Raw genomic sequence first — 20,733 nt, forward strand, 5'->3', positions numbered from 1 at the left:
CAAGTTGCTGGTCACCACTAGACATTTTAACTTTTTAACAACTTGCACCTGTTACTAATACCTTTTTCAAGCTATCATTCCAATAAAATCCATTTCATGAGGATACATTCTTAACATTTCATCATGCTTATGAACAACAGTTATAAGCTCTACTACTATTACTTCTTCATTTCCTACACATTTAAATCCTTCAATATACCTGATGGTATTTGAACTAATCAGTAATTATTATCTCCTAAATAGATTTCTTCAATTTTTCCATTTGTAATTGAATTGTTATATTTCTTTGCTATGGAAATATCCTTTTAGAATATTCATCTAAATAAATATTTCTATATTCATTAAATCCGTTTTTAGTTTCAACTACCCCACAGTCATGAATACACCATGGAGTATTTTGATTAGGTACAACTACTTCATAACCTGCAAGAATAAATTCTGTACATTGAGAAATATCATAAAAATGCCACCCATTAAAAATATCATCTCTCCAAGGCAAATCATACTGTGTTACCATAATCAAACCATCTAAAGTCTTTACATTATGATAGTTTTCATTAACTTCATTGAAAGCTAAAATTTCCATCTCACCAGTATGATTTTCATAAACCTTTCCATACTTATGTACTGAGTACCACCAAATAGCATTAGTTGGTATAGTTTCAGTCCCACAAACCCCTAACATTCCTATTTGCTCATTACTATTAAATAACTCTAAAATATCACTTATAAAATTTTTATTTATAATAAATGTGTCTTGATGTAAATAAACCTTATATTTTGCATCGCTAGTGAACATAGCTGCATTGTAGCCTTCACACATGCTCTTTGCATCTTTTATGGATATTGTATCTATAGTATATCCATCTGGAACAATTAAATTTTGAATGTATTTCAAACACTCCTCATAAAACAAATCATTATTTACACAAGAAATAAAACAAATTTTTTTGTTATCACTCATTAATATCACCTCTAATAATTTCGATTAATTTTTTAATTTCTATATCCTCATCTTCTTTAAGAGATAGGTATTTTAGAGCAATTTCATCTTGTCCAAATTTATGTAACATATACCCTATGTTATATATTGTATCTATATTTGCATTATTAATTTCATATGATTTTTGAAGCAAAGGAATAACTTCCTCATATAATTTGTTTTTATAGCATAAAATAGCAATTTCATCTAATATGACATCTTTTTTTATAATATCTTTAGAAACAATTTTTATTATACTATCACAATTCAAAATTCCATTTAACATCATTTCGACGACTTTATTTTTACTTTGCTCTACCTCAATGTTATTTTCAATTCTTCTTAAAAGAAATTTCACTTCATTCTCATCAAACTTATTCATATTACTCTTTATCTCATTAACTAAATTTACAGTTTCCTCATTTTTCACTTCTAGCATGTCTAAGTATTTCATTGCAAGTTCATCATTTTTAAATAAGTGTAAAACATACCCTATATTATATATAGTATCTTTATCCTTAGGATTAATTTCAAATGCTCTCTGTAAAAGTGGAATTATATATTCATAAAATTCATTTAAAAGCATTATACTTGCCACATAATTTAGGACTTCAATTTTGTTATTAGAAATTTCATTTACAGATTTTATAATATCCTCACATGTGACATTTAAATTTTTAATCAAATTTATTATGTCTCCAGAAACATCTTTAAATGTTTCTTCTTCCTCTATACTTTTTATTACTCTATCTAACTTATTTATATTTTGATTATTACATGCAACCACGATATACTCATATGTCATATACTGTTCCTTTTTATCTTTTCCAAAAAGTTCGCATAATTTATTAATGAAAGCTTCATCTCCACTTGCAAAATCACTTACTACCCTATTGAAATCCAAACTTTTATAGTCACAATTTAAAAGAACACTACTAAGTTCATTATAATTAAAAAGCGTAGTTGGCTTATCATATATAACATTAAAAGTTAAATTATTTTTATATAACTTTCCTCCATATAAAATGCTGTATATAAACCTATAATTCATTGCATTTGCAACACTTATTATAAGTTTTCCATCAGCTTTTAAATAACTTTTAATTTTTCTTAAAAATTTTTCCGGTTTACATAATAAATTTAATATATTATCCATTATTATATAATCAAACTTGTTCTCGTCAAAACTAAATTGAAAACTTTCAGCATCACATGTACAAGTTTGTGCTATTATTTTAGCTTGCTCAAGAGCATATTCATTTTTATCTACTCCAAATAATTTTACATTCTTATACTTATTTTTAATTGCAAGTAAATTTGCACCACAACCGCAACCTATATCTAAAACACTAAATTCTTTATTTTCATCTTCTTTTATACGACTAATTAAATTGTAGTTCATAGCCGTTGTCTCTTGAATTCTAAATTTCCATTTCTCATAAAATTTTTCTTCATTTATATCAATTAAACTGTTGTACTTATCACTTTTACCGAAAGATGCCCCTCCATAATGATGTATAAATGTATCCTTACACAGTACATTTTTATATCCTTTTTCTCTTATACGTAAAGATAAATCGTCATCTTCAAAATTTTCATGTGAAAATCTTTCATCTAGTAAGCCTACTTCATCTAATACCTTCTTTTTTATAAGCATGCAAAATCCTATTAATCTAATTCTCTCTTCCCATTTAGAAGGATCGCTTATATTGTATTTTTCAGCAAACCTATTTAATCCATATAGATTATTGTAATTTACAGATACTTGTTGACAATATGCTACACTATTAGACACTGCGCCAACCGCCCCAATATCCTCCGAACTATAAAGGCATTTAATCATATTGGAAAGCCAATTTACAGTAACAATAACATCATTATTTAAAAGCAAAATATTTTCTCCTGTAGATATTTCAATTCCCTGATTACAACCTTTAGGGAAACCTTGATTTTCATTATTAAATACTTTTTTTATATCCTCCTGTTCTTTTAACCATTCCACTGTACCATCCAAAGAAGCATTATCTACTACTATAATTTCATACGTCCCATATTCAGTATATTTTCTAATGCTGTCAATACACTGCTTTGTATATTCTAAGTTGTTATATGTAAGTATTACCATACTTGTTTTCATGATTTTCACCCATCTCCATTAACCTTTAAAATCCTTATTAGCAATCAATTTATCCAAATAATTCAATATCTCAATTTTATTATTTTTTCAAATATATTCTAAAATCATTTAAGCCCTCATGCATAAAAATTGTCTCTCACCTATTTCAATCATTGGATTATGTCTTAAAATGAGATTCTTCACTAAGTCTTGTTGCACGTCATCCTGCAACAACTTTCATATCTACATCACACATTTAATTTATATCATTGCATATTTTTATAATCATTTATATTGTTTTATTTTTTAGCAGTAATATATTATATCTTTTTTTGTATTTTAACAACTTATATCGACATTTTTATGCTTTATTATCGTAATAATACTATTTGTCTTTAATAAAATTTATAGTTATACTTTTAATATTAAGCGTATTAAAAAGTTAGCTTCACATATTTGATGTGAAGCTAACTTTTTAGGGTTACTCTTTACAATATTAATTTTTCTTCTGTTATTGCATGATAAGCTACTAAGAAAAAGGTTTCTTCAATCACCTAGTCAGTATTTTTTATAAAACTTGACATTATATCTTTATAACCATGTTGTTTTAATATACTTCCTGCAAACAACAACCTAGTTTCTATGATCAAGAAAAGTAACAAAATCTTTTTTATGCTTTTCTATTCCATTTATTAACTTTATCAATTACGTATTCAATTTCATTAGGCTTCATTCCATACCAGATTGGTAAGCTTAATACCTCATTTGCAATTTTTTCTGAAATAGGCAAAGCTCCTTTTTTTATCCCTAAGTTTTCATAAGCTTTCTGCAAATGAATAGGTACTGGATAATGAATTAACGTATTAACACCATTTTCTTTTAAATATTGTTGAAGTCCGTTACGATTCTTACATCTTATTGGATATATATGCCATATTGGATTTGAGCCTTCAATTACCTGTACTTTTTCTATTTCATTATTCACCATCCCTTTACTATATATATTAGCAGTTTTTTTCCTATCTTCATTCCATTTATCTAAATAATTTAATTTAACACTCAAAAAACCCGCTTGAAGTTCATCAAGTCTTGAATTATAACCTTGGTATTCATTATAGTATTTTTTATTTGAACCATAGTTTCTCAATGCTCTTACCTTTTCACAAACATCATCATCATTGGTTAATACTGCTCCAGCATCACCTAATGCCCCCAGATTTTTGCCAGGATAAAAACTATAACCTGATGCTTTTCCAAAAGTACCAACTACTTTGCCTTTAAATTTTGCACCATGAGCTTGGGCACAATCTTCAAATACCATTAAATTATATTTTTCAGCTACTTTCATTATCTTATCCATTTGAGCTACTTGTCCATATAGATGTACTACCATTATGGCTTTTGTCCTACTAGTTATTGAGTCTTCTATCAAATCAGGATTTATATTATATGTATTTATATTAGGTTCAACTAAAACTGGCTTTGCACCAACATACGATATTGCAAGTACTGTTGCTATATATGTATTTGATGGAACTATTACTTCATCTCCCTTTCCTATTCCAGCAGCTCTTAACATTAAATGAAGCGAATCAAGACCATTTCCACATCCAATACAATGTTTTACCCCACAATAATCTGAAAACTCATCTTCAAAACTTTCAACTTCTTTTCCAAGTATAAACCAATTATTTTTATATATAGTTTTAAATTTATCTTCAATTTCTTTTGAAATTTCATCATGCATCGGTGAAAAGTTTACAAATGGTATATTCATTTCAAACCACCCCCCAAAAAATTTTTAATTAGCCCTTATAGTTTCAAGTTAGATATAACTCTAGAATCTAAAATCATCCTTATTCTACTTATATTAGTTTATTAACAGTTATATCTTTTACTTCATAAAAGAAATAATTTGCTTCTTGTAAAAATTTCTTTTCTCTCAATCCATTCAATATTGCTATTGATTTTATATTTAATAATTTAGCTGTATTTATGTCTTCTTCTGTATCTCCAATAAAAAAGGCATCATCATATTTAATATTCTTAACCATATCATATTTAGATCCTTCCCTTAATTCACAACAAACTATTTTATCAAAACATTCTATTATATTGAATCTAGTTAATTCCTCAATTAAATTAGCCTTATTTTGTCTCATAGTAACTAAAATCACTTTAAAATCATTCTCCGTAAAATATCTCAAAGTTTTACCAATATCAGGCTTCAATCTATCATATTTTAGCCAATTAATATTTTCAATTTTTGTACTCCACTCTTTTAAAAAGTTCTTTTCATCATATTTATACTTAGACATCTTAAGTATTATATCTAACCCAACTCTTTTTCTTTTTAGTTGCCAATAAATATCCTTATTCAATGGTTTACCATTGGATTTAATAATATCTCTATAACATTTATAATGTCTTTCTTTAGTTTCAAGTATAGTTCCATCTAAATCAATAAATAAAACATTTATCATATCTATAGCACCTCTTATTTACAAAATTGGTGTTATCAAAAAATCTCCTAAAACCTTTATAAATTTCAAATACTACTCTACAGTAAAAAATTCGCCATAATATTAATTTTTATTTAACAATTTTAAAAAACAGTCATATTCTTCTTTTAATCCTTCACTTAAAGAAATCGTATCTTTACCTAAATATTTAATCATTTTTTCATTATTATAGTTAATACTTCTCAAATCAGAAGATCCATTTATTCTTTTTATAGGAACTTTTTTCAGAGAAATTTCAAAAAGCAACTCAATTAAATCAATCATACTAATACTTGTTGAAGAAACTATATTAATAGGTTCTACAAATTTTTCCAATTTCAAACTATTTAAAATTAATCTACAGCAATCTTTTACATTTATATATGCTCTTTTTTGCATACCATTTGAATAAAGCTGTATTACTTCATTCTTAATTATTTTATTTATAATAATAGGTATTATTTTTTTATATTTATATTCTCCAATTCCATAAACATGACCTAGTCTTAATATTTGCAAGCATACATTCTTTTCTTCTGCCCAAGCCTTCAGCATTTCTTCACAATATAGCTTTGAAGAAGCATACAAACTTATTGGTTTAATTTTAGAATTTTCATCAATCACTTCACTATTTTCATAAATATCTGTTGTACTTATAAAAATAAATTTACTTGGCAAATTTGGTAAACTTTCAATCAAATCAAAAGTACTTGTAATATTTGAATTGCACAAACTAATTACATTTCCTTCACTACTAATTTTGGGTATGTACCCACCTATATGTATTACTACATCTATACTTTTTATATGAGAAAAAATTTTCTTATTAAAATTATAATTTTCATATTTTATACAGGTATATCCTTCTATCTCCTTATTTGATAAAAGATATATATTATCAAAATGCTTCTTAATTAATTCCAATTCATTTATTAAATTGCTACCAATAAACCCTGATGATCCTGTTATTAGTAAATTCATTTTAATCAACTACCTTTATACTTTTATATACTTCATTATCAGTGGTTAAAACTGGTTCCCTATCCATACCTCGAATCCATAATAGTCCATCTTGCAATGGATTGATTTTTTTAGTTAAACTTGGAAATTCGTTATACAAAGCTATATTTTTAAAGATTGCTGGCATATTTAAGCCTGCCTTTGTAAAAAAGTATACAGTAGTAAAAAATCTAGATATATTAATTTCAGTTGGATTTGGAAATCCTTCATCATCATAAGCCATATCCACACCATATATACCATTTGGCCTGCTATCAACTGCTAATATTGAATCCATTGCAACCTTATCAACTATATCATCAGAATAAGTTTCACCAACTCTAGTAATTCCAGTAACCCCAGACAAAGTTCTATTACCAAAATTCCATGACCTTCTTCTTCTAGTTTGTGCAACTACAAGTTCACCTTCATACCATATTGAAAGCCAAGTAACAGTTTCAGGTGTCAGAAGCTGTGCAGCTGTAAATTTACCCCATCCATTATATCTATCAATCCAAAGTTTTGCAAAATTAAAATTATCCGTCGGTAAAGCACCCTTACCTCCGCCTCCTATAGTAGATCTAATCCATATTTGACCATTCTTATTACCAAGTTTATTAAAAGCAACCTTTAAGTCTTGTTCATTATTTACCAGCAAAGTTTTTGGAATTTTAATACCTCCCCTTCTCCAAAATTCCGCTGACTTACTTTTATCTACGCATCTTTCTATAACTTCATGTTTTGGCATAAACAATTTTACTCCTGTTTCTAAAATATCTTTTCTTATTTTAGAAGCTTCCAATATCTCAACATCATTTTGAAAATGTATTAAATCTGGTTTTTCGATATTTAGTATATTTATCAAAGTCTTTTTATATTCCCTATCAACAGCATATGGCACTCGATATTTTCTTTTAGCACTTGACATCATTAAATCATATGGCTCACTACCTATTCCTAAGATTTCATCATTTTTATTGTCTTCTAGTAATGATTTAATTACATTTTCTGAAGGTGCTCCACCAGCACCTGCTATAATTATTTTATACATACTATTACCTCCATAAATAAATTAATAATATAAAGTTTTTTGCAGCTGATTTTTCAACGAATCTAATCATATCGCTAAGCCCTTATTATCCGTATGTCCTTGCTACAGTTATAATCTTTAGTCTCAAAAATGTTAAAATGCCTTTACTATATATAGGCATATTAGCTTAATATTGTAACACCATAATTTATGGTGTATAGTTCACAAATTCACTTTATTCATAAAAATTGCAAATTAAATATCAAACTTAATTATCTAAAAAAATCTTTAGCCTCATTTAAATAAAAATCATAATTTCTTATATAATCTTCTTCTTCAAAATGTTCTGAAGCAAGCACAAACAAAACTGCATCCTCAGAAAAATCAAACATTTCTCTCCAAATTAATTTTCCTATATAAAGGCCTTCTTCAGGATTAGATAATTCAACTATTTCTTCATCAATTGGTGTTCTTAGTCTTATTTTTACTGATCCTTTTAAGCATATCAATATTTGATGTGATTTTCTAAGTGCATGATGCCCTCTAATAACATTTGAATCAACCCCATAAATATAAAAAACTCTCTTAATCTGAAATGGCACATCAAAATTTCCTTCAATTGGTACTAATTTTCCGTACTGACCATTTATGCATTTAAACTTCATTAAATTGCAATTATACATATTACCCACTTCCTTTACATCACATAATCATTTATTTTAATATTTTCCAGTGTGCCAATATATTCTATAATTCTATAAATTAAATCAGAATAATTAGCTTTTAATAATTGCATACATTATTACGAAAACATATTAGATTCACCTGACTTATAAATTTTAACTATATCAAAATTGTAATTTTCTATATTAGTTAAATATTTATATATACCATCTTGATATCCATAGCTTGATATTATCATTTTTTCAATATTACATTTACTAATATCTTCTGGTGATAAAATTGTAATACCGCAGCACATATTTCCCTGTTTAGATTTATCAGAATCGAATATATAAACTTTAAAATTTATTTCTCCAAAGAACTTTCTATATTCATTTATAAGATTCTGAGTATGATTTCCTGCACCGTATATGCCTATTGTTTTGTTATTACACTCACCAAATAATTGCTCTAACTTATCTCTCTTTGTTTTGTTCCAATAATTATAGTAGTTAGGATTATCTATCTTATTTTTTATTACCTTATACAAATTTTCATCATAATTATTCCTTTGTAAAATATTTTCTATATCCTTATAATAAACTTCCAAGAATTTGTTAGGATATTCAGAAGTACAATTACAAGCCCTCTCATAACATGTCTCTCCACATTTTTTTAAGGTTAATCTATTTTCATATATATTACCAATTACATCCCCAGCACGCCTAGAACATTTGTATATATTACCACTTACTCCATCTATAAATATTCTGCTAAAACCCGCTTCACAACTCATTCCTGTAGGTTTAACAGAACCATTTTCCAACAAAAATTGTTCAATTGATGAATTTGCATATCTTTTAAGAATTGTTTTTTCTCTCACACTGTATTGTTCTGGATAACTCTTACCATCTACAACTCCTTTTAAACTTAGAAGCTGAAATGGTATCTTATTTTCAAAAAACATATCATAGTAATTTTTTAAATATTTGATTCTTTCACATGATCCAACATATGTAGCCATTGCTCTAAATCCGTGTTTCCTTAATATTTTTATATTATCTAAAAACATGTCCATTTTTTTCTGGTTTTTATCTAAAATTTCTTGAACAGAACAATTAATCACAAAAATCTTCTCTGGATTAATTTCGCTACAAAACTTAATAAGTTTTTCTTTATCCATAGAATTATTTGTTACAATTGACACATAATTTTTTTCGTCAACTTTTTTACAAATTCAACAAAATAAGGATGTAATGATGGTTCTCCTCCTGTTATAATTATATGCCAACTACCTCTTTCATTAAAAAAATTATATATTTTTTCCATACCTTCTTGTGTCACTACTTTACTAAATTTTGATTTCCTACAATCTACACTTTGATTTGCTATACAATAACTGCAATTGTAATTACAAGTATCATATAAATAAAAATGCGCTACTTTTAAATCTTTTATGCCATCCATAAAAATATCCTCCTCAATCATTTAATAGCATTTACAGATATATAATTTTTATCTATTGCAAAACCATTTTTATTTAACCAATTTGATATACTTAAATAATGTGAACTACATACTATAATTAATATTTCTTCTGCTTTTTCATCCAATAATTTACTTGGATTGTATATTTTTAAATTATCAAATTGCATACCCTGCTTTTCAACATCAGAATCAACAGCATAGCTTATATCAAATTCTTTTAATTTATCCTTAGACTTTTTATAGCAATAACCTGTTCCCCAAACTACTAACTTTTTATTTTCGAAACTAACACATTCGTCAAATTCTTTAATTATTTTTTTAACATCTAAGTCTAATATATTTCTACTAAAAAACTTATTTGTACTAATTCCACCAAATCTATATTTTTCAATACATCTATCAATATATTTTATCTTACATCCTTTTTTCGATATAGATAGCATCTTAGGCCAATCTTCTAACAATTTGTATTCTTCATCAAAATATCCATATTCATCGAAAAAATCACGAGTATAATTTGTAGCTGGAGCTGATATAAAATTTTCTCCTTTTAATATGCTAAACAACTCACTTGGAGAAGAGTTTTTAAGAATTTCAATGCCATATTCACTTGGTCTTTTTCCAACCAATTTTTTCATCTCAGAATCATAAATATCTGAATATCCTGTACATATTAAACATTTATTTTCAACAAAAAATTTCACAACATCATTTACTACATCTTTATCATTTAAAACATCATCAATAGCTAATGGAACTATATATTTTCCTTTACTTTTTTTTATTGCAGTATTAAAATTCTTAACGATTCCCATATTTCTTTCATTACTGTATACACTATAATTCAAAATATTGCTATTCTTATTTCTTTCAATATAATCAACGATTACATTTTTATCAAATTTTTTACTTTCATCATCTACAATTATAATCTCTATATTACTATAACTTTGGCACAATACAGAATCTAAACATTCTGAATAATATTCTAAATTATTATAGGATAAAATGATTACACTTACTAAATCATTTTTCATCATTACTCTCTCCTATTTACAAAATTTTAAGAACTCATCTTTTACAATTAGTTCGTAATCTATATTATTTATATTCTGTTTATAATATATGAAAAGCTCATTAATGCTTTGCTTATAAGTGGTAAACTTAAAATTAGGCATTAATTCCAATATCTTTTTATTATCTCCAGTATATTCATTATTAAGTCCGCTATTTATAATAGTCACTTTACTTCTGTAATAGCCAATATTATTTATAATATTGGCTATTGTATTTAAATCAATGGATTGTGATGGTGTAACATTGTAGCACCCACTCACATCCTCTTCAATAAGCTTTTCTATTATTCTATTTAAATCTTTTATATATAAATAATCAAAAACTACATTTTTGTTTATAACTATAGGTAACTTAAATAAATTCTTAACTATTGAATTAGATATAAATTTAAAGCTATAATCTTCATACTTACCAAAAACCCCAAACAGTCTTAAACAAATTATATTTTTTCTATTTTGTGAATACTTACTCATCACATATTTAGCGTATCCATAATAATCATTTGGTACAAATTTATCAAAATCATCTTCTGTAACTTTTTTTAAATCATGGCTTTTATCATACTCAGCACCACTGCCAAAATAAATCAGCTTAGTTTCCTTTCCAATGCACCTTTCTATATTTAAAAGCATTCTCACATTATTGTATACAATATCATTTAAACCATTATCATATCCATTTTTTCTAGAACCACCACTGCTAGCACAATGTATTATCACATCAAATTTTTTATTATTTAAAAACTTTTCTACAGCAAAGGTATCAATCAAATCAAGTTCTGAATGTGTTAACGCTGTTATATCGTATCGTTCATTTAAATATTCCTTAAGATTCCTTCCAATAAATCCCCCAGCACCTGTTATTAAAATTTTCTTTTTATTCATTTTTATCACCAAAAAGCTTTAATTCAACATATTCACATATCATATGTCCTATAAAAATGTGTGCTTCCTGTATTCTAGGTGTAATAGTACTAGGAATATTTAATATAACATCACAATACTTAATTAGTTTACTATTAACTTTTTGTCCAGTTAATACAATTGTTTTCATATTTAATTCTTTAGCAGTTTTAAAAGCTTCAATTACATTTACAGAGTTTCCGCTAGTAGAAATCCCCAAAAGTATATCTCCTCTTTTACCTTTTGCCTCTACCTGCCTTGCAAAAATCCTATCAAAACTATAATCATTTCCTATTGCCGTTAATACTGAGGTGTTTGTTGTTAAAGCTTCTGCATCTAATGCTTTTCTCTCCATATAAAATCTACTCACAAACTCTGCAGCAATGTGCTGCGCATCTGCAGCACTTCCTCCATTACCGCAAAGTATTAACTTTTTATCATTCAAATAAGCATCAACAATACACTCCGCTGTCTTTATTATATTTTTTTTCAAAGTTCCATCTGAGTGTATAAGTTTCAACATATTAATGTGTTCTTCATAACATTTATCAAAAATCTGATTACTTTCACTATTTAAACCAAAAATAATTTTTGACAACTCATCAATGCAACCATCTCCGCCACTTCTTTTCAATACTATATCTGATATCAATTTCACTTCATCCGATGCATTATTAGGGCAACAACCTAAACCAGCATAATCAATTGCAGCCAAATCATGCTTACTATCACCTACAAAGCATATATCTTCACTTTTAAAATCGCCATCTTTTTCAATAGCTTTAACAGCTGAAAGCTTGTCCTTACAGCCTTTATAGAAATATTGAGGCTTAAATTTATTATTGAGATATTCTGCAAACTCAGTATCCTCACCAGTTATAAATCCAATTTCATAATTTCTTCTTTTTATTTCTGATATAGCATCAATATCTTTAAAATCAATTTGCTTGATTTCTTTTCCATCGCTGCTTATTCTAACTTTTCCATCAGTTATAACCCCATCTATATCCATTAATATTAGCTTAATCATAAAGTTACTCCTTAAAATATTTTTTATTCTTTTTCATCCATTGGAGGTATTATCATATTAGCTAAAAATTCTTCTCTACCTAAAAATGGCCATAAATCCTCTAGAGGTTTAGATATCATAGAACCATCTTCACATTTTTTAGATGAAAGCTTTGGAGACACTCTACAATCAGGTATTGTATGTACATCACAGATTACAGGTCCATTAAACTGCAAAACTTCATCTATTTTTTCTTTTAACTCACCTTCATGACTAATATTTACAGCTTTTATCCCATAAGCTTTTGCCATATTTATCATATTAGGTACAGTGAGTCCACTATTTTCCTCACTTCCAACATAAAAACCGCCAAAGTAATTTCTCTGCATGGTTCTAATAGAAGAATATCCACTATTATCAACAACAAAAATCTTTATAGGCAAATTTTGTCCTTTAATCGTCTGCAGTTCCTGTATATTTAACTGCATTCCTCCATCTCCAGCCACACAAATTGTTCTCTTTTTACCATTTGCAATACAAGCGCCTATACTGGATGGAATGTCATAACCCATTGCACCAAAGCCATGATTAGATCTAACTTTCTGCCCTTTTTTTATTTTTATAGCTTGAAAAAATATCTCTGCTGTAGTACCAGCACTGCAAGGTACTATTATTTCATTTTCCTGCATTTGTTTTGATAATTCATCAATCAATACATACGGATTAATAAATTCATCTTGATTTCTATATTCATTAAGTACAATAGGATATTTTTTCTTCCACTCTCTTACCTTATGTATCCATTCAGTAAATTTTTTTAATTTATCAGCACTATCTAGTTTTTCTATAAATTTTGATATAAAATATGAAATATCTGAGCAAACCGAAATATCTAATATATTATTCAATTTTTTGATTTCACTTTTATCTATATCAATCATAACTTTTTTTGCACTTCTTGCAAACATGCTTGTATCATAGCCAGTTTCTGACATATCCATTCTAGTACTCAAGCAAATTAAAAGATCACAATTTTGAACTGCAAAATTTGCACCACGTTCACCCATAGTTCCAAATCTACCAGCATAAAGTGGAAATTCATCATAAATTAAATCTGCTGCTTTCCAGGTTGTAAGAACTGGTATACCAAGTTTTTCTAACAATTTCACAAATTTTTCTTGGCTATTTGAAAGTTTTATACCATTTCCACCTATAACCATTGGTCTTTCTGATAAATTTATCAAATCAATAATCTTATCAATACTATCATTAATTTCTTTTTCACTATCAATTTCTAAACTTTGTTCTAATTCAATTGGATCAAACGAAATCAATTCTTCTTCCTCTACCATACTCCCCTGTACATCCAAAGGAATATCAAGCCAAACTGGACCTGGTCTTCCATTTTTACATAAGTAAACTGCTTTTTCTAAATAATATTTTATCCTTTTAGGCTCCAAAACAGTCACTGCATATTTGGTAATTGGTTTCACTATTGAAACTATATCAATCTCTTGGGAACCCATTTGCCTTACCCCACTATTACCTATCATATCACTTCTTTTTACTTGTCCTGAAATGAATAAGCAGGGTGTTGAATCTATCCATGCACCAGCAACTCCAGTAACTGAATTAGTACCACCAGGACCAGTAGTAACTAATCCAACTCCCAAATTATTCGTATTCATAGCATAACTTTCAGCAGCAATTGAAACCGCCTGCTCATGAAGCATACATACATGTTCTATTTCGTCATTTCTTCCAAGAGAATCAACAAGGTGCATTGCACCTCCTCCTGGCAAATAAAAAACATGCTTAACACCCTTATTAGCAATAAATTTAAAAACATAATCAGATAATTTAATCATTTAAAGTCCCCCAGATAATCAATTTATATTACGTAATATATTACTTTCTTCTTAATTTCTTTTTAACTGGTTCTTCAATCTCAAGACAGCGTATTTCTGGACTTCCAAAAGCAGTTTCTATTAACCTAATATCCCTTACCAATCTATTTAATCCATTAGGTTCTAAAGAAGCGGCTTGATCAGAGCCCCACATTGCCCTATCCAAAGTTATGTGTCTCTCGATAACACATGCTCCCATTGCAACTGCTGCAGATGATGTTGCAATTCCAGTTTCATGTCCTGAATATCCAACTGGAATATCATCATACCTATCCTTTAATGTTTTCATTGCCTTTAAATTAATATCTTCATATTTTGCTGGATATGTACTTACTGTATGTAATAAAATCAAATTATCTTTTCCTAAAATTTCAACTGCATGATCTATTTCTTGAAGTGTACTCATTCCAGTTGACAATATTATAGTTTTTCCTTTAGCCTTTGTATATTTTAACAATTCATCATCTGTCAATGATGCTGATGCTATCTTGTATGCAGGTACATCAAATTGATCTATAAAATCAACTGAAGCCTCATCCCAACAAGAAGCAAACCACTGAATTCCTTTTTTCTTGCAATATTTATCAATTTCACTATATTCTTCAGTTCCAAATTCAAGTCCTCTTTTTAATTCTCCGTTTGTACTACCAAATGGGTTTTCTCTTGGTCTTGCAAGTTCTTCTTTTGAATAAACTACATCAACACTTCTTTTTTGAAATTTTACAGCATCACACCCTGCATTAACAGCAGTATCAATTAGCTGCTTTGCTATATTTATATCACCATTATGATTTATTCCTATTTCAGCTATAATATATGCTGGAAATTCATCTCCTATTTTTCTATCTCCTATAGATATACACTTCATATTATTACCTCCCAAAATTATAATTTACTGTATGTTAAATTTATTTATTACCAAACTTTCCAACTTCTACCCTCAGAATTCCAAATTTCATTTACCTTTTCAATATCTTTAAAAGTATCAACAGCTGTCCAAAACCCATTATGCTCATAAACAGCAAGTTCACCATCATGAGCAAGCTTATTTAAAGGTTCTGCTTCAAAAAAACAATCTTTTTTAGGAATATAATCAAAAACTTTTTTATTTAAAACCATAAATCCACCGTTAACCATATCCTTTAATACAGGCTTTTCTTTGAATGCTTTAACAATTCCATCCTCTACTTCCATCAAACCAAAATTTGAAATAGGATAAACACCTGTTAAAGTTGCAATAGTTTCTTTGCTATTATGATATTCTAGTAGATTATTTATATTTACATCACTTAAACCATCCCCATAGGTAAGCATAAAATCATCATCATCAATATATTTTTGAACTTGCTTAATTCTTCCAGCTGTCATAGTTTCAAGCCCTGTATCAACTATAGTAACGTTCCAATTCTCTTCTTCTTTTGTATGATAATCAATATGTTTATCTCCATTAATATGTAATGTGAAATCATTATTTCTCCAATACATTTCCATAAAATACTGCTTTATCATATCACCCTTATAACCAACGCAAAGAATAAAGTCATTAAAACCATAATGAGAATATGTTTTCATTATATGCCATATTATGGGTTTGCCTCCTATTAAAACTAATGGTTTAGGCCTATATTCAGTTTCTTCTCTCATTCTAGTCCCTTTTCCACCACATAATATAACTACTTTCATTAAAATCACCCCAATATATACATCATTAGTGCTATAGCATCAATTAATTTTATCACGCATTATACTATCAATTAATTCATAACTTTCTTTATAATATTCTTCATTCTTATAATATTTATCAACATAATGTTTCAATGTATCCATGTGAAACTCTTTCATTCTGTTATTTTCTTTAAAAACTCCTAACCAATCTATTGCACTTTGCTTTAATACTCTTTCTTTTTCAAAATTATATATTCTCTCTGAAAGTACATTTTCATCTTTAAAATATTGTAATAAATTCAAATAATTTTCTATAAATACTTTAGGCCAATTATAACCACCAGACAAATTATTTTCATAATAAAATAATGAATAATTTATAACACATGCTTTAGGATAGCATTCCAAAATGCTTAATAAAACATATATCTGATTCAAACCTGAATCAATAAATTTTTCTTTATCTTTTAATTTATCATAAAAACATTTTTTCATCATAATGCTGGACATAAAAGCAGAACTTGTACCAGTAACCTTTGCAACAAATTCATCTACACTTGTTACATTTTTTACACTTTTGTCATTTTTCGTAACTTGGAAAAATATAAAACTATTATCAGTGTTATCCTTCACAAAATTATACACATTAACTAAACTGCCATCCATAAAATAATCATCATCGCCATGTAAAAACACAAACTGACCATTAGCATAGGTTGGTACATATAAAATATTTTTATCTCCGCCTATATTAGTTTCATTTTTAATATAAACTATATTATCATATTTATTTTTAAAACTCATAACCACTTCTTCTGTGTTATCAGGCGAATCATTATTTACAATTACAACCTCTATATTCATCCAGGTTTTTATTTGCCTAAAAATACTATTCAAACATTTTTTCAAATTATCAGCTCTATTATATGTTGGTATACATATTGAAATTAATGGTATATCACTTTTTTGTTGTAATACTCCAGCATTCCTTGCCTGCTCTAATATGTCTTTTCTAACTGCATAAATTTCATCATCAGTAATATATAGCTTATCAATATATTTAAGTGCCAACTCATACTGTTTAAACTTAGATAAAATTACAACTAAATTTAGCACCGCATCTTTATTAGCTGGTTCAAATTTTAATACTGTTTGAAAAACTGGTATTACAAAATCAATCAAACCCTCTTCAAACATTTTAACACCAATAGAATTTAAAATATCAGCACCTTTATATGAATATTTATAAATATATTCTAACCTACTATTAAGTTCTTTATCATCACTCTTAATATCATTTATAATTTTTTGTATATTTTTATCTATTTCAATATTACTTTCTATACTATCAATATTTTCATCTAATTCTTTTCTTTGCAATACAAATATATATTGATTATGGGATACATACCCATTAATTTTTTCCCTATTAAAATCAACAAATAGCATATTTAAAATATTTTTTACATTTTCTGTGTTCTTACCTAAAGTTACTATAAATTTACCATTTTGTTTTAAGTACCTTTTAAATTTTCCAACAATATCAATTAATTCTCTTATTCCATATCCTAAATCAGCACCTATTATGTAATCAAACATTCCTAGCTCATAATTAAAACAAGTATTTTCTATATCACCTATATCAATATTAACATCTAAACTTCTATTAACTAATGCCTTTTCATGAACTTCCGTACCAAATATTCTGCAATTAGAATATCTATTTTTAATATCCATTAAAGTTCCGCATCCACCACATTCAAGCTGAAGTACATTAAATTCTTTTTCTTTATCTTCATCAATTAATGATGTTATATCTTTCCTAATATTAATTACATGAACTATAGGTACTCCAAGTTTATCATTTATCTTTTTTTCATTTTTCATCATAAGTTCAATATATTTATCACGATTTTTATTAAATGATTTGCTTCCATAATGATGTATAAATGTATCATTACATAATACAAGCTTATAGCCTGCAGAAACTATTCTCAAAGATAAGTCATCATCTTCAAAATTTCCTGGTGTAAATATTTCGTCCAAAAGTCCGACTTTATCCAAAACTTTCTTTTTTATAAGCATGCAAAACCCAACCAATTTAAGCCTATTCTCCCATTTAGATGAATCACTAACATTATATTCTTTGGCAAACTCCTCTAATTCTTTTAAATTACTATAACTAGTAGTTATCTGCTGATAATATGAAACACTATTTGATACAGGTCCAACAGCACCAATATCTTTTGAGCTATAAAGACATTTAATCATATTATCTAACCAATTATGGGTTACTATTACATCATTATTAAGAAGCAAAATATTATCCCCTGAAGATGCCTCAATTCCCTGATTACACCCTTTAGGGAATCCCATATTTTCTTCATTTAATATTAAAACCATATCATTTTGTTTCTCAAGCCATTCTCGTGTACCATCACTAGAGCAATTGTCAACTATTACAATTTCATATTCACCCTTTTTAGTATTTTTTCTTATACTTTCTATACACTTCTTTGTATAATCTAAATTATTATATGTAAGTATTATTATACTGGTTAACATTAAGTTCCCCCCTATGCTTATCAGCTATAAAAATCATCAATTATTATTACTAACCAATTTATTGAGTTGATTCAATATCTCAATTCTATTATTTTTCTTTAAATATATTCTAAAATCATTTAAGCCTTCATGCATAAAATTATTAGGATCAAATATACTTTCCATAAATGCATTTATAGCTTTAAGCTCATCCTTTAATTCAACATAGCATCTTGCCATCATCTCTTTAGCTTTATAACTTCCCATTCCTAAAACTGATATAAACTTATTGGTATCTCCCATTTCTGTGCATTTTTCAAAGCAGCTAACGGCCTTTTTATAATCCTTTTTAAAATAATAACACATGCCTTCTATATATTCTAAATCCACAAAGCCCTTATACACATCATCATTTAAAATATTTTTAAGCATATCAATACATTCATCATATTTGCCTAATTTTACAAGACTTTCTGCTATTCTCTTTGTCATGTCAATTTCGTATAGAGTTACCCCATAAAGATCCTTTTTGCGCCATAGCTCGTTACATTTAAAAAAATGTTTTAATGCCTCTTCATTTTTACCTTGTACTTGATAACTCACTCCTATATTATAGTGAACAAATGGATCATTAGGCATTTCTTTAAGCTGCTTTTTTAATATTCTTAAATTTCTACCAGCCTTGTCTCTCTCCTTTACAACACTATCTAAATATCCATAATGAATTATTTTACTAATTTCTTTAGGCATTTCTGCTTTTGTATCTCCTAAATTAGGTATATTAAGCTGCTCATGTATTCTGCCACTGTATCTATATTCCTTATTATTTTTAAATAATTTAGTATATACAGAGGAGAAGATTATCATATTAGCATTTGTAATATTATAAAGTGGCACTTTGTAACCTTCAAATTCGGGCTTTTCTAATATTTTTCTAACCTTATCAGGATTACATAATAATTTTTCATCGGCATCCATCATAAGTATCCAATCACCTGTGGCATTTTCAATAGATACATTTCTAGCTTTTGAAAAATCATCATCCCATTTGTAATCTATAATTTTAATGTTTTTATCAAAATCTTTAATTATTTCTTTGGTTTTATCTGTTGAACCTGTATCAACAATTACCGCTTCATCTGCAAGCTTCATTGCATTTTCAAGACACATTTTTATATATTTTTCTTCATTTTTTACAATCATGCAAAGGCTAATTTTCATTTTAATCCTCCAATTTAAACATTACTATAAACAATATATCGTCAATATTTTCGTATTCTTTAATTTTTAACAATAAAAAAGCCTTTCACTTTTGTGAAAGACTTTTTTAAAATATTATTGTAATAATTTAAGTACTTGTTGTGGATTTTGATTAGCCTGAGCAAGCATTGACTGAGCTGCTTGTTGAAGAACGTTCTCTTTAGAGTAGTTCATCATCTCTTTAGCCATATCAACATCAGTTATATTTGAATTAGCAGTATTTAAATTCTGCTCTTCAGTTGAAAGGTTATTCATTGTATGAGTAAGTCTGTTCTGTAATGCTCCAATGTATGATCTTGAAGTTGAAACTTTATCAATAGCATTTTGTATTAAACTCATAGCATTTTTAGCTGCAGTGTTATTACCAACTGTTATGCTAGTAGAATCTACACTTAAGCTCTTTGCATTCATTTCAATTGAGCCTAATGAAAGTGCTAATGTATTAAAGTCATCAGATGTTGATCCAATCTGGAAGCTTAATAATGAAGTAGAAGTTCCATCTCCAGATAATAAATTAACTCCATTGAAGTTTGTTTGCTTTGAAATATGGTCTATTTCATCAGCAAGAGTTCCAAGCTCTGCACTTATTG

General features: G+C 27.5%; 18 protein-coding genes and 1 pseudogene. All 19 read right to left on the reverse strand.

Features of this window, described 5'->3' with window-relative positions:
• Window positions 1-289: 289 nt before the first annotated feature.
• Window positions 290-964 (reverse strand): glycosyltransferase family protein, encoded by a 675-nt coding sequence (locus ACJDT4_RS14610; protein WP_406788310.1) that lies wholly within the window; start codon window positions 962-964, stop codon window positions 290-292.
• A complete protein-coding gene (locus tag ACJDT4_RS14615) occupies window positions 957-3,119 on the reverse strand; it encodes a glycosyltransferase (protein WP_406788311.1) in 2,163 nt (720 codons plus the stop codon). Before ACJDT4_RS14615 ends, ACJDT4_RS14610 begins: the two co-directional genes overlap by 8 nt.
• Before the next feature lie 649 nt (window positions 3,120-3,768).
• Entirely contained in the window at window positions 3,769-4,875 is a 1,107-nt protein-coding gene (locus tag ACJDT4_RS14620) for a DegT/DnrJ/EryC1/StrS family aminotransferase (protein ID WP_406788312.1), read from the reverse strand.
• 88 nt (window positions 4,876-4,963) lie between these two features.
• Entirely contained in the window at window positions 4,964-5,581 is a 618-nt protein-coding gene (locus ACJDT4_RS14625) for an HAD family hydrolase (RefSeq protein WP_406788313.1), read from the reverse strand.
• 102 nt (window positions 5,582-5,683) lie between these two features.
• On the reverse strand, window positions 5,684-6,580 hold the full coding sequence (locus ACJDT4_RS14630; RefSeq protein ID WP_406788314.1) for an NAD-dependent epimerase/dehydratase family protein: 897 nt from the start codon (window positions 6,578-6,580) through the stop codon (window positions 5,684-5,686).
• A gap of 1 nt (window position 6,581) precedes the next feature.
• On the reverse strand, window positions 6,582-7,649 hold the full coding sequence (locus tag ACJDT4_RS14635) for an ATP-grasp domain-containing protein (RefSeq protein WP_406788315.1): 1,068 nt from the start codon (window positions 7,647-7,649) through the stop codon (window positions 6,582-6,584).
• A gap of 251 nt (window positions 7,650-7,900) precedes the next feature.
• Complete coding sequence (locus ACJDT4_RS14640) at window positions 7,901-8,311, reverse strand: sugar 3,4-ketoisomerase (protein WP_406788316.1); 411 nt, start codon at window positions 8,309-8,311, stop codon at window positions 7,901-7,903.
• A 119-nt stretch (window positions 8,312-8,430) separates the two neighbouring features.
• Window positions 8,431-9,498, reverse strand: a complete 1,068-nt coding sequence (locus tag ACJDT4_RS14645; protein WP_406788317.1) for a radical SAM protein — start codon at window positions 9,496-9,498, stop codon at window positions 8,431-8,433.
• The gene (locus ACJDT4_RS14650; protein WP_406788318.1) at window positions 9,486-9,758 is read right to left on the reverse strand and encodes a radical SAM family protein; all 273 of its coding nucleotides are present in this window, start codon (window positions 9,756-9,758) and stop codon (window positions 9,486-9,488) included. The genes ACJDT4_RS14645 and ACJDT4_RS14650 overlap by 13 nt, the downstream gene beginning before the upstream one ends.
• Before the next feature lie 17 nt (window positions 9,759-9,775).
• The gene (locus ACJDT4_RS14655) at window positions 9,776-10,816 is read right to left on the reverse strand and encodes a glycosyltransferase (RefSeq protein WP_406788319.1); all 1,041 of its coding nucleotides are present in this window, start codon (window positions 10,814-10,816) and stop codon (window positions 9,776-9,778) included.
• A 12-nt stretch (window positions 10,817-10,828) separates the two neighbouring features.
• On the reverse strand, window positions 10,829-11,740 hold the full coding sequence (locus ACJDT4_RS14660) for an SDR family oxidoreductase (protein ID WP_406788320.1): 912 nt from the start codon (window positions 11,738-11,740) through the stop codon (window positions 10,829-10,831).
• Window positions 11,733-12,281 (reverse strand): D-sedoheptulose-7-phosphate isomerase, encoded by a 549-nt coding sequence (locus ACJDT4_RS14665; protein WP_406788332.1) that lies wholly within the window; start codon window positions 12,279-12,281, stop codon window positions 11,733-11,735. Before ACJDT4_RS14665 ends, ACJDT4_RS14660 begins: the two co-directional genes overlap by 8 nt.
• A 96-nt stretch (window positions 12,282-12,377) precedes the next feature.
• Window positions 12,378-12,788 (reverse strand): annotated as a pseudogene (locus ACJDT4_RS14670) (HAD hydrolase family protein); the annotation flags it as partial.
• Window positions 12,789-12,811: 23 nt separating this feature from the next.
• On the reverse strand, window positions 12,812-14,635 hold the full coding sequence (locus tag ACJDT4_RS14675) for a thiamine pyrophosphate-binding protein (protein WP_406788321.1): 1,824 nt from the start codon (window positions 14,633-14,635) through the stop codon (window positions 12,812-12,814).
• Window positions 14,636-14,675: 40 nt separating this feature from the next.
• The gene (locus tag ACJDT4_RS14680) at window positions 14,676-15,542 is read right to left on the reverse strand and encodes an N-acetylneuraminate synthase family protein (protein ID WP_406788322.1); all 867 of its coding nucleotides are present in this window, start codon (window positions 15,540-15,542) and stop codon (window positions 14,676-14,678) included.
• Window positions 15,543-15,589: 47 nt separating this feature from the next.
• The gene (rfbF, locus tag ACJDT4_RS14685; RefSeq protein ID WP_406788323.1) at window positions 15,590-16,357 is read right to left on the reverse strand and encodes a glucose-1-phosphate cytidylyltransferase; all 768 of its coding nucleotides are present in this window, start codon (window positions 16,355-16,357) and stop codon (window positions 15,590-15,592) included.
• A 39-nt stretch (window positions 16,358-16,396) separates the two neighbouring features.
• Window positions 16,397-18,904, reverse strand: coding sequence for a glycosyltransferase (locus ACJDT4_RS14690; protein ID WP_406788324.1), 2,508 nt, complete (start codon window positions 18,902-18,904; stop codon window positions 16,397-16,399).
• 36 nt (window positions 18,905-18,940) lie between these two features.
• Window positions 18,941-20,104 (reverse strand): glycosyltransferase, encoded by a 1,164-nt coding sequence (locus tag ACJDT4_RS14695; protein ID WP_406788325.1) that lies wholly within the window; start codon window positions 20,102-20,104, stop codon window positions 18,941-18,943.
• Between the two features lie 114 nt (window positions 20,105-20,218).
• Window positions 20,219-20,733 (reverse strand): flagellin (locus ACJDT4_RS14700; RefSeq protein WP_406788326.1); only part of this gene is annotated, 515 nt, incomplete at its 5' end.

Origin of the sequence: Clostridium neuense, assembly GCF_045310695.1 — a bacterium.
Taxonomy (GTDB): Bacteria; Bacillota; Clostridia; order Clostridiales; family Clostridiaceae; genus Clostridium_S; species Clostridium_S neuense.

What these genes read in the sequence shown, in the direction of transcription:
- ACJDT4_RS14630 (WP_406788314.1), bottom strand. Translation starts at nt 6,580, where the DNA reads ATGAATTTACTAATAACAGGATCATCAGGGTTTATTGGTAGCAATTTA.
- ACJDT4_RS14655 (WP_406788319.1), bottom strand. Translation starts at nt 10,816, where the DNA reads ATGAAAAATGATTTAGTAAGTGTAATCATTTTATCCTATAATAATTTA.
- ACJDT4_RS14635 (WP_406788315.1), bottom strand. Translation starts at nt 7,649, where the DNA reads ATGTATAAAATAATTATAGCAGGTGCTGGTGGAGCACCTTCAGAAAAT.
- ACJDT4_RS14650 (WP_406788318.1), bottom strand. Translation starts at nt 9,758, where the DNA reads ATGGATGGCATAAAAGATTTAAAAGTAGCGCATTTTTATTTATATGAT.
- ACJDT4_RS14690 (WP_406788324.1), bottom strand. Translation starts at nt 18,904, where the DNA reads ATGTTAACCAGTATAATAATACTTACATATAATAATTTAGATTATACA.
- ACJDT4_RS14610 (WP_406788310.1), bottom strand. Translation starts at nt 964, where the DNA reads ATGAGTGATAACAAAAAAATTTGTTTTATTTCTTGTGTAAATAATGAT.
- ACJDT4_RS14665 (WP_406788332.1), bottom strand. Translation starts at nt 12,281, where the DNA reads ATGTTGAAACTTATACACTCAGATGGAACTTTGAAAAAAAATATAATA.
- ACJDT4_RS14640 (WP_406788316.1), bottom strand. Translation starts at nt 8,311, where the DNA reads ATGTATAATTGCAATTTAATGAAGTTTAAATGCATAAATGGTCAGTAC.
- ACJDT4_RS14620 (WP_406788312.1), bottom strand. Translation starts at nt 4,875, where the DNA reads ATGAATATACCATTTGTAAACTTTTCACCGATGCATGATGAAATTTCA.
- ACJDT4_RS14615 (WP_406788311.1), bottom strand. Translation starts at nt 3,119, where the DNA reads ATGAAAACAAGTATGGTAATACTTACATATAACAACTTAGAATATACA.
- rfbF (WP_406788323.1), bottom strand. Translation starts at nt 16,357, where the DNA reads ATGAAAGTAGTTATATTATGTGGTGGAAAAGGGACTAGAATGAGAGAA.
- ACJDT4_RS14680 (WP_406788322.1), bottom strand. Translation starts at nt 15,542, where the DNA reads ATGAAGTGTATATCTATAGGAGATAGAAAAATAGGAGATGAATTTCCA.
- ACJDT4_RS14660 (WP_406788320.1), bottom strand. Translation starts at nt 11,740, where the DNA reads ATGAATAAAAAGAAAATTTTAATAACAGGTGCTGGGGGATTTATTGGA.
- ACJDT4_RS14695 (WP_406788325.1), bottom strand. Translation starts at nt 20,104, where the DNA reads ATGAAAATTAGCCTTTGCATGATTGTAAAAAATGAAGAAAAATATATA.
- ACJDT4_RS14625 (WP_406788313.1), bottom strand. Translation starts at nt 5,581, where the DNA reads ATGATAAATGTTTTATTTATTGATTTAGATGGAACTATACTTGAAACT.
- ACJDT4_RS14675 (WP_406788321.1), bottom strand. Translation starts at nt 14,635, where the DNA reads ATGATTAAATTATCTGATTATGTTTTTAAATTTATTGCTAATAAGGGT.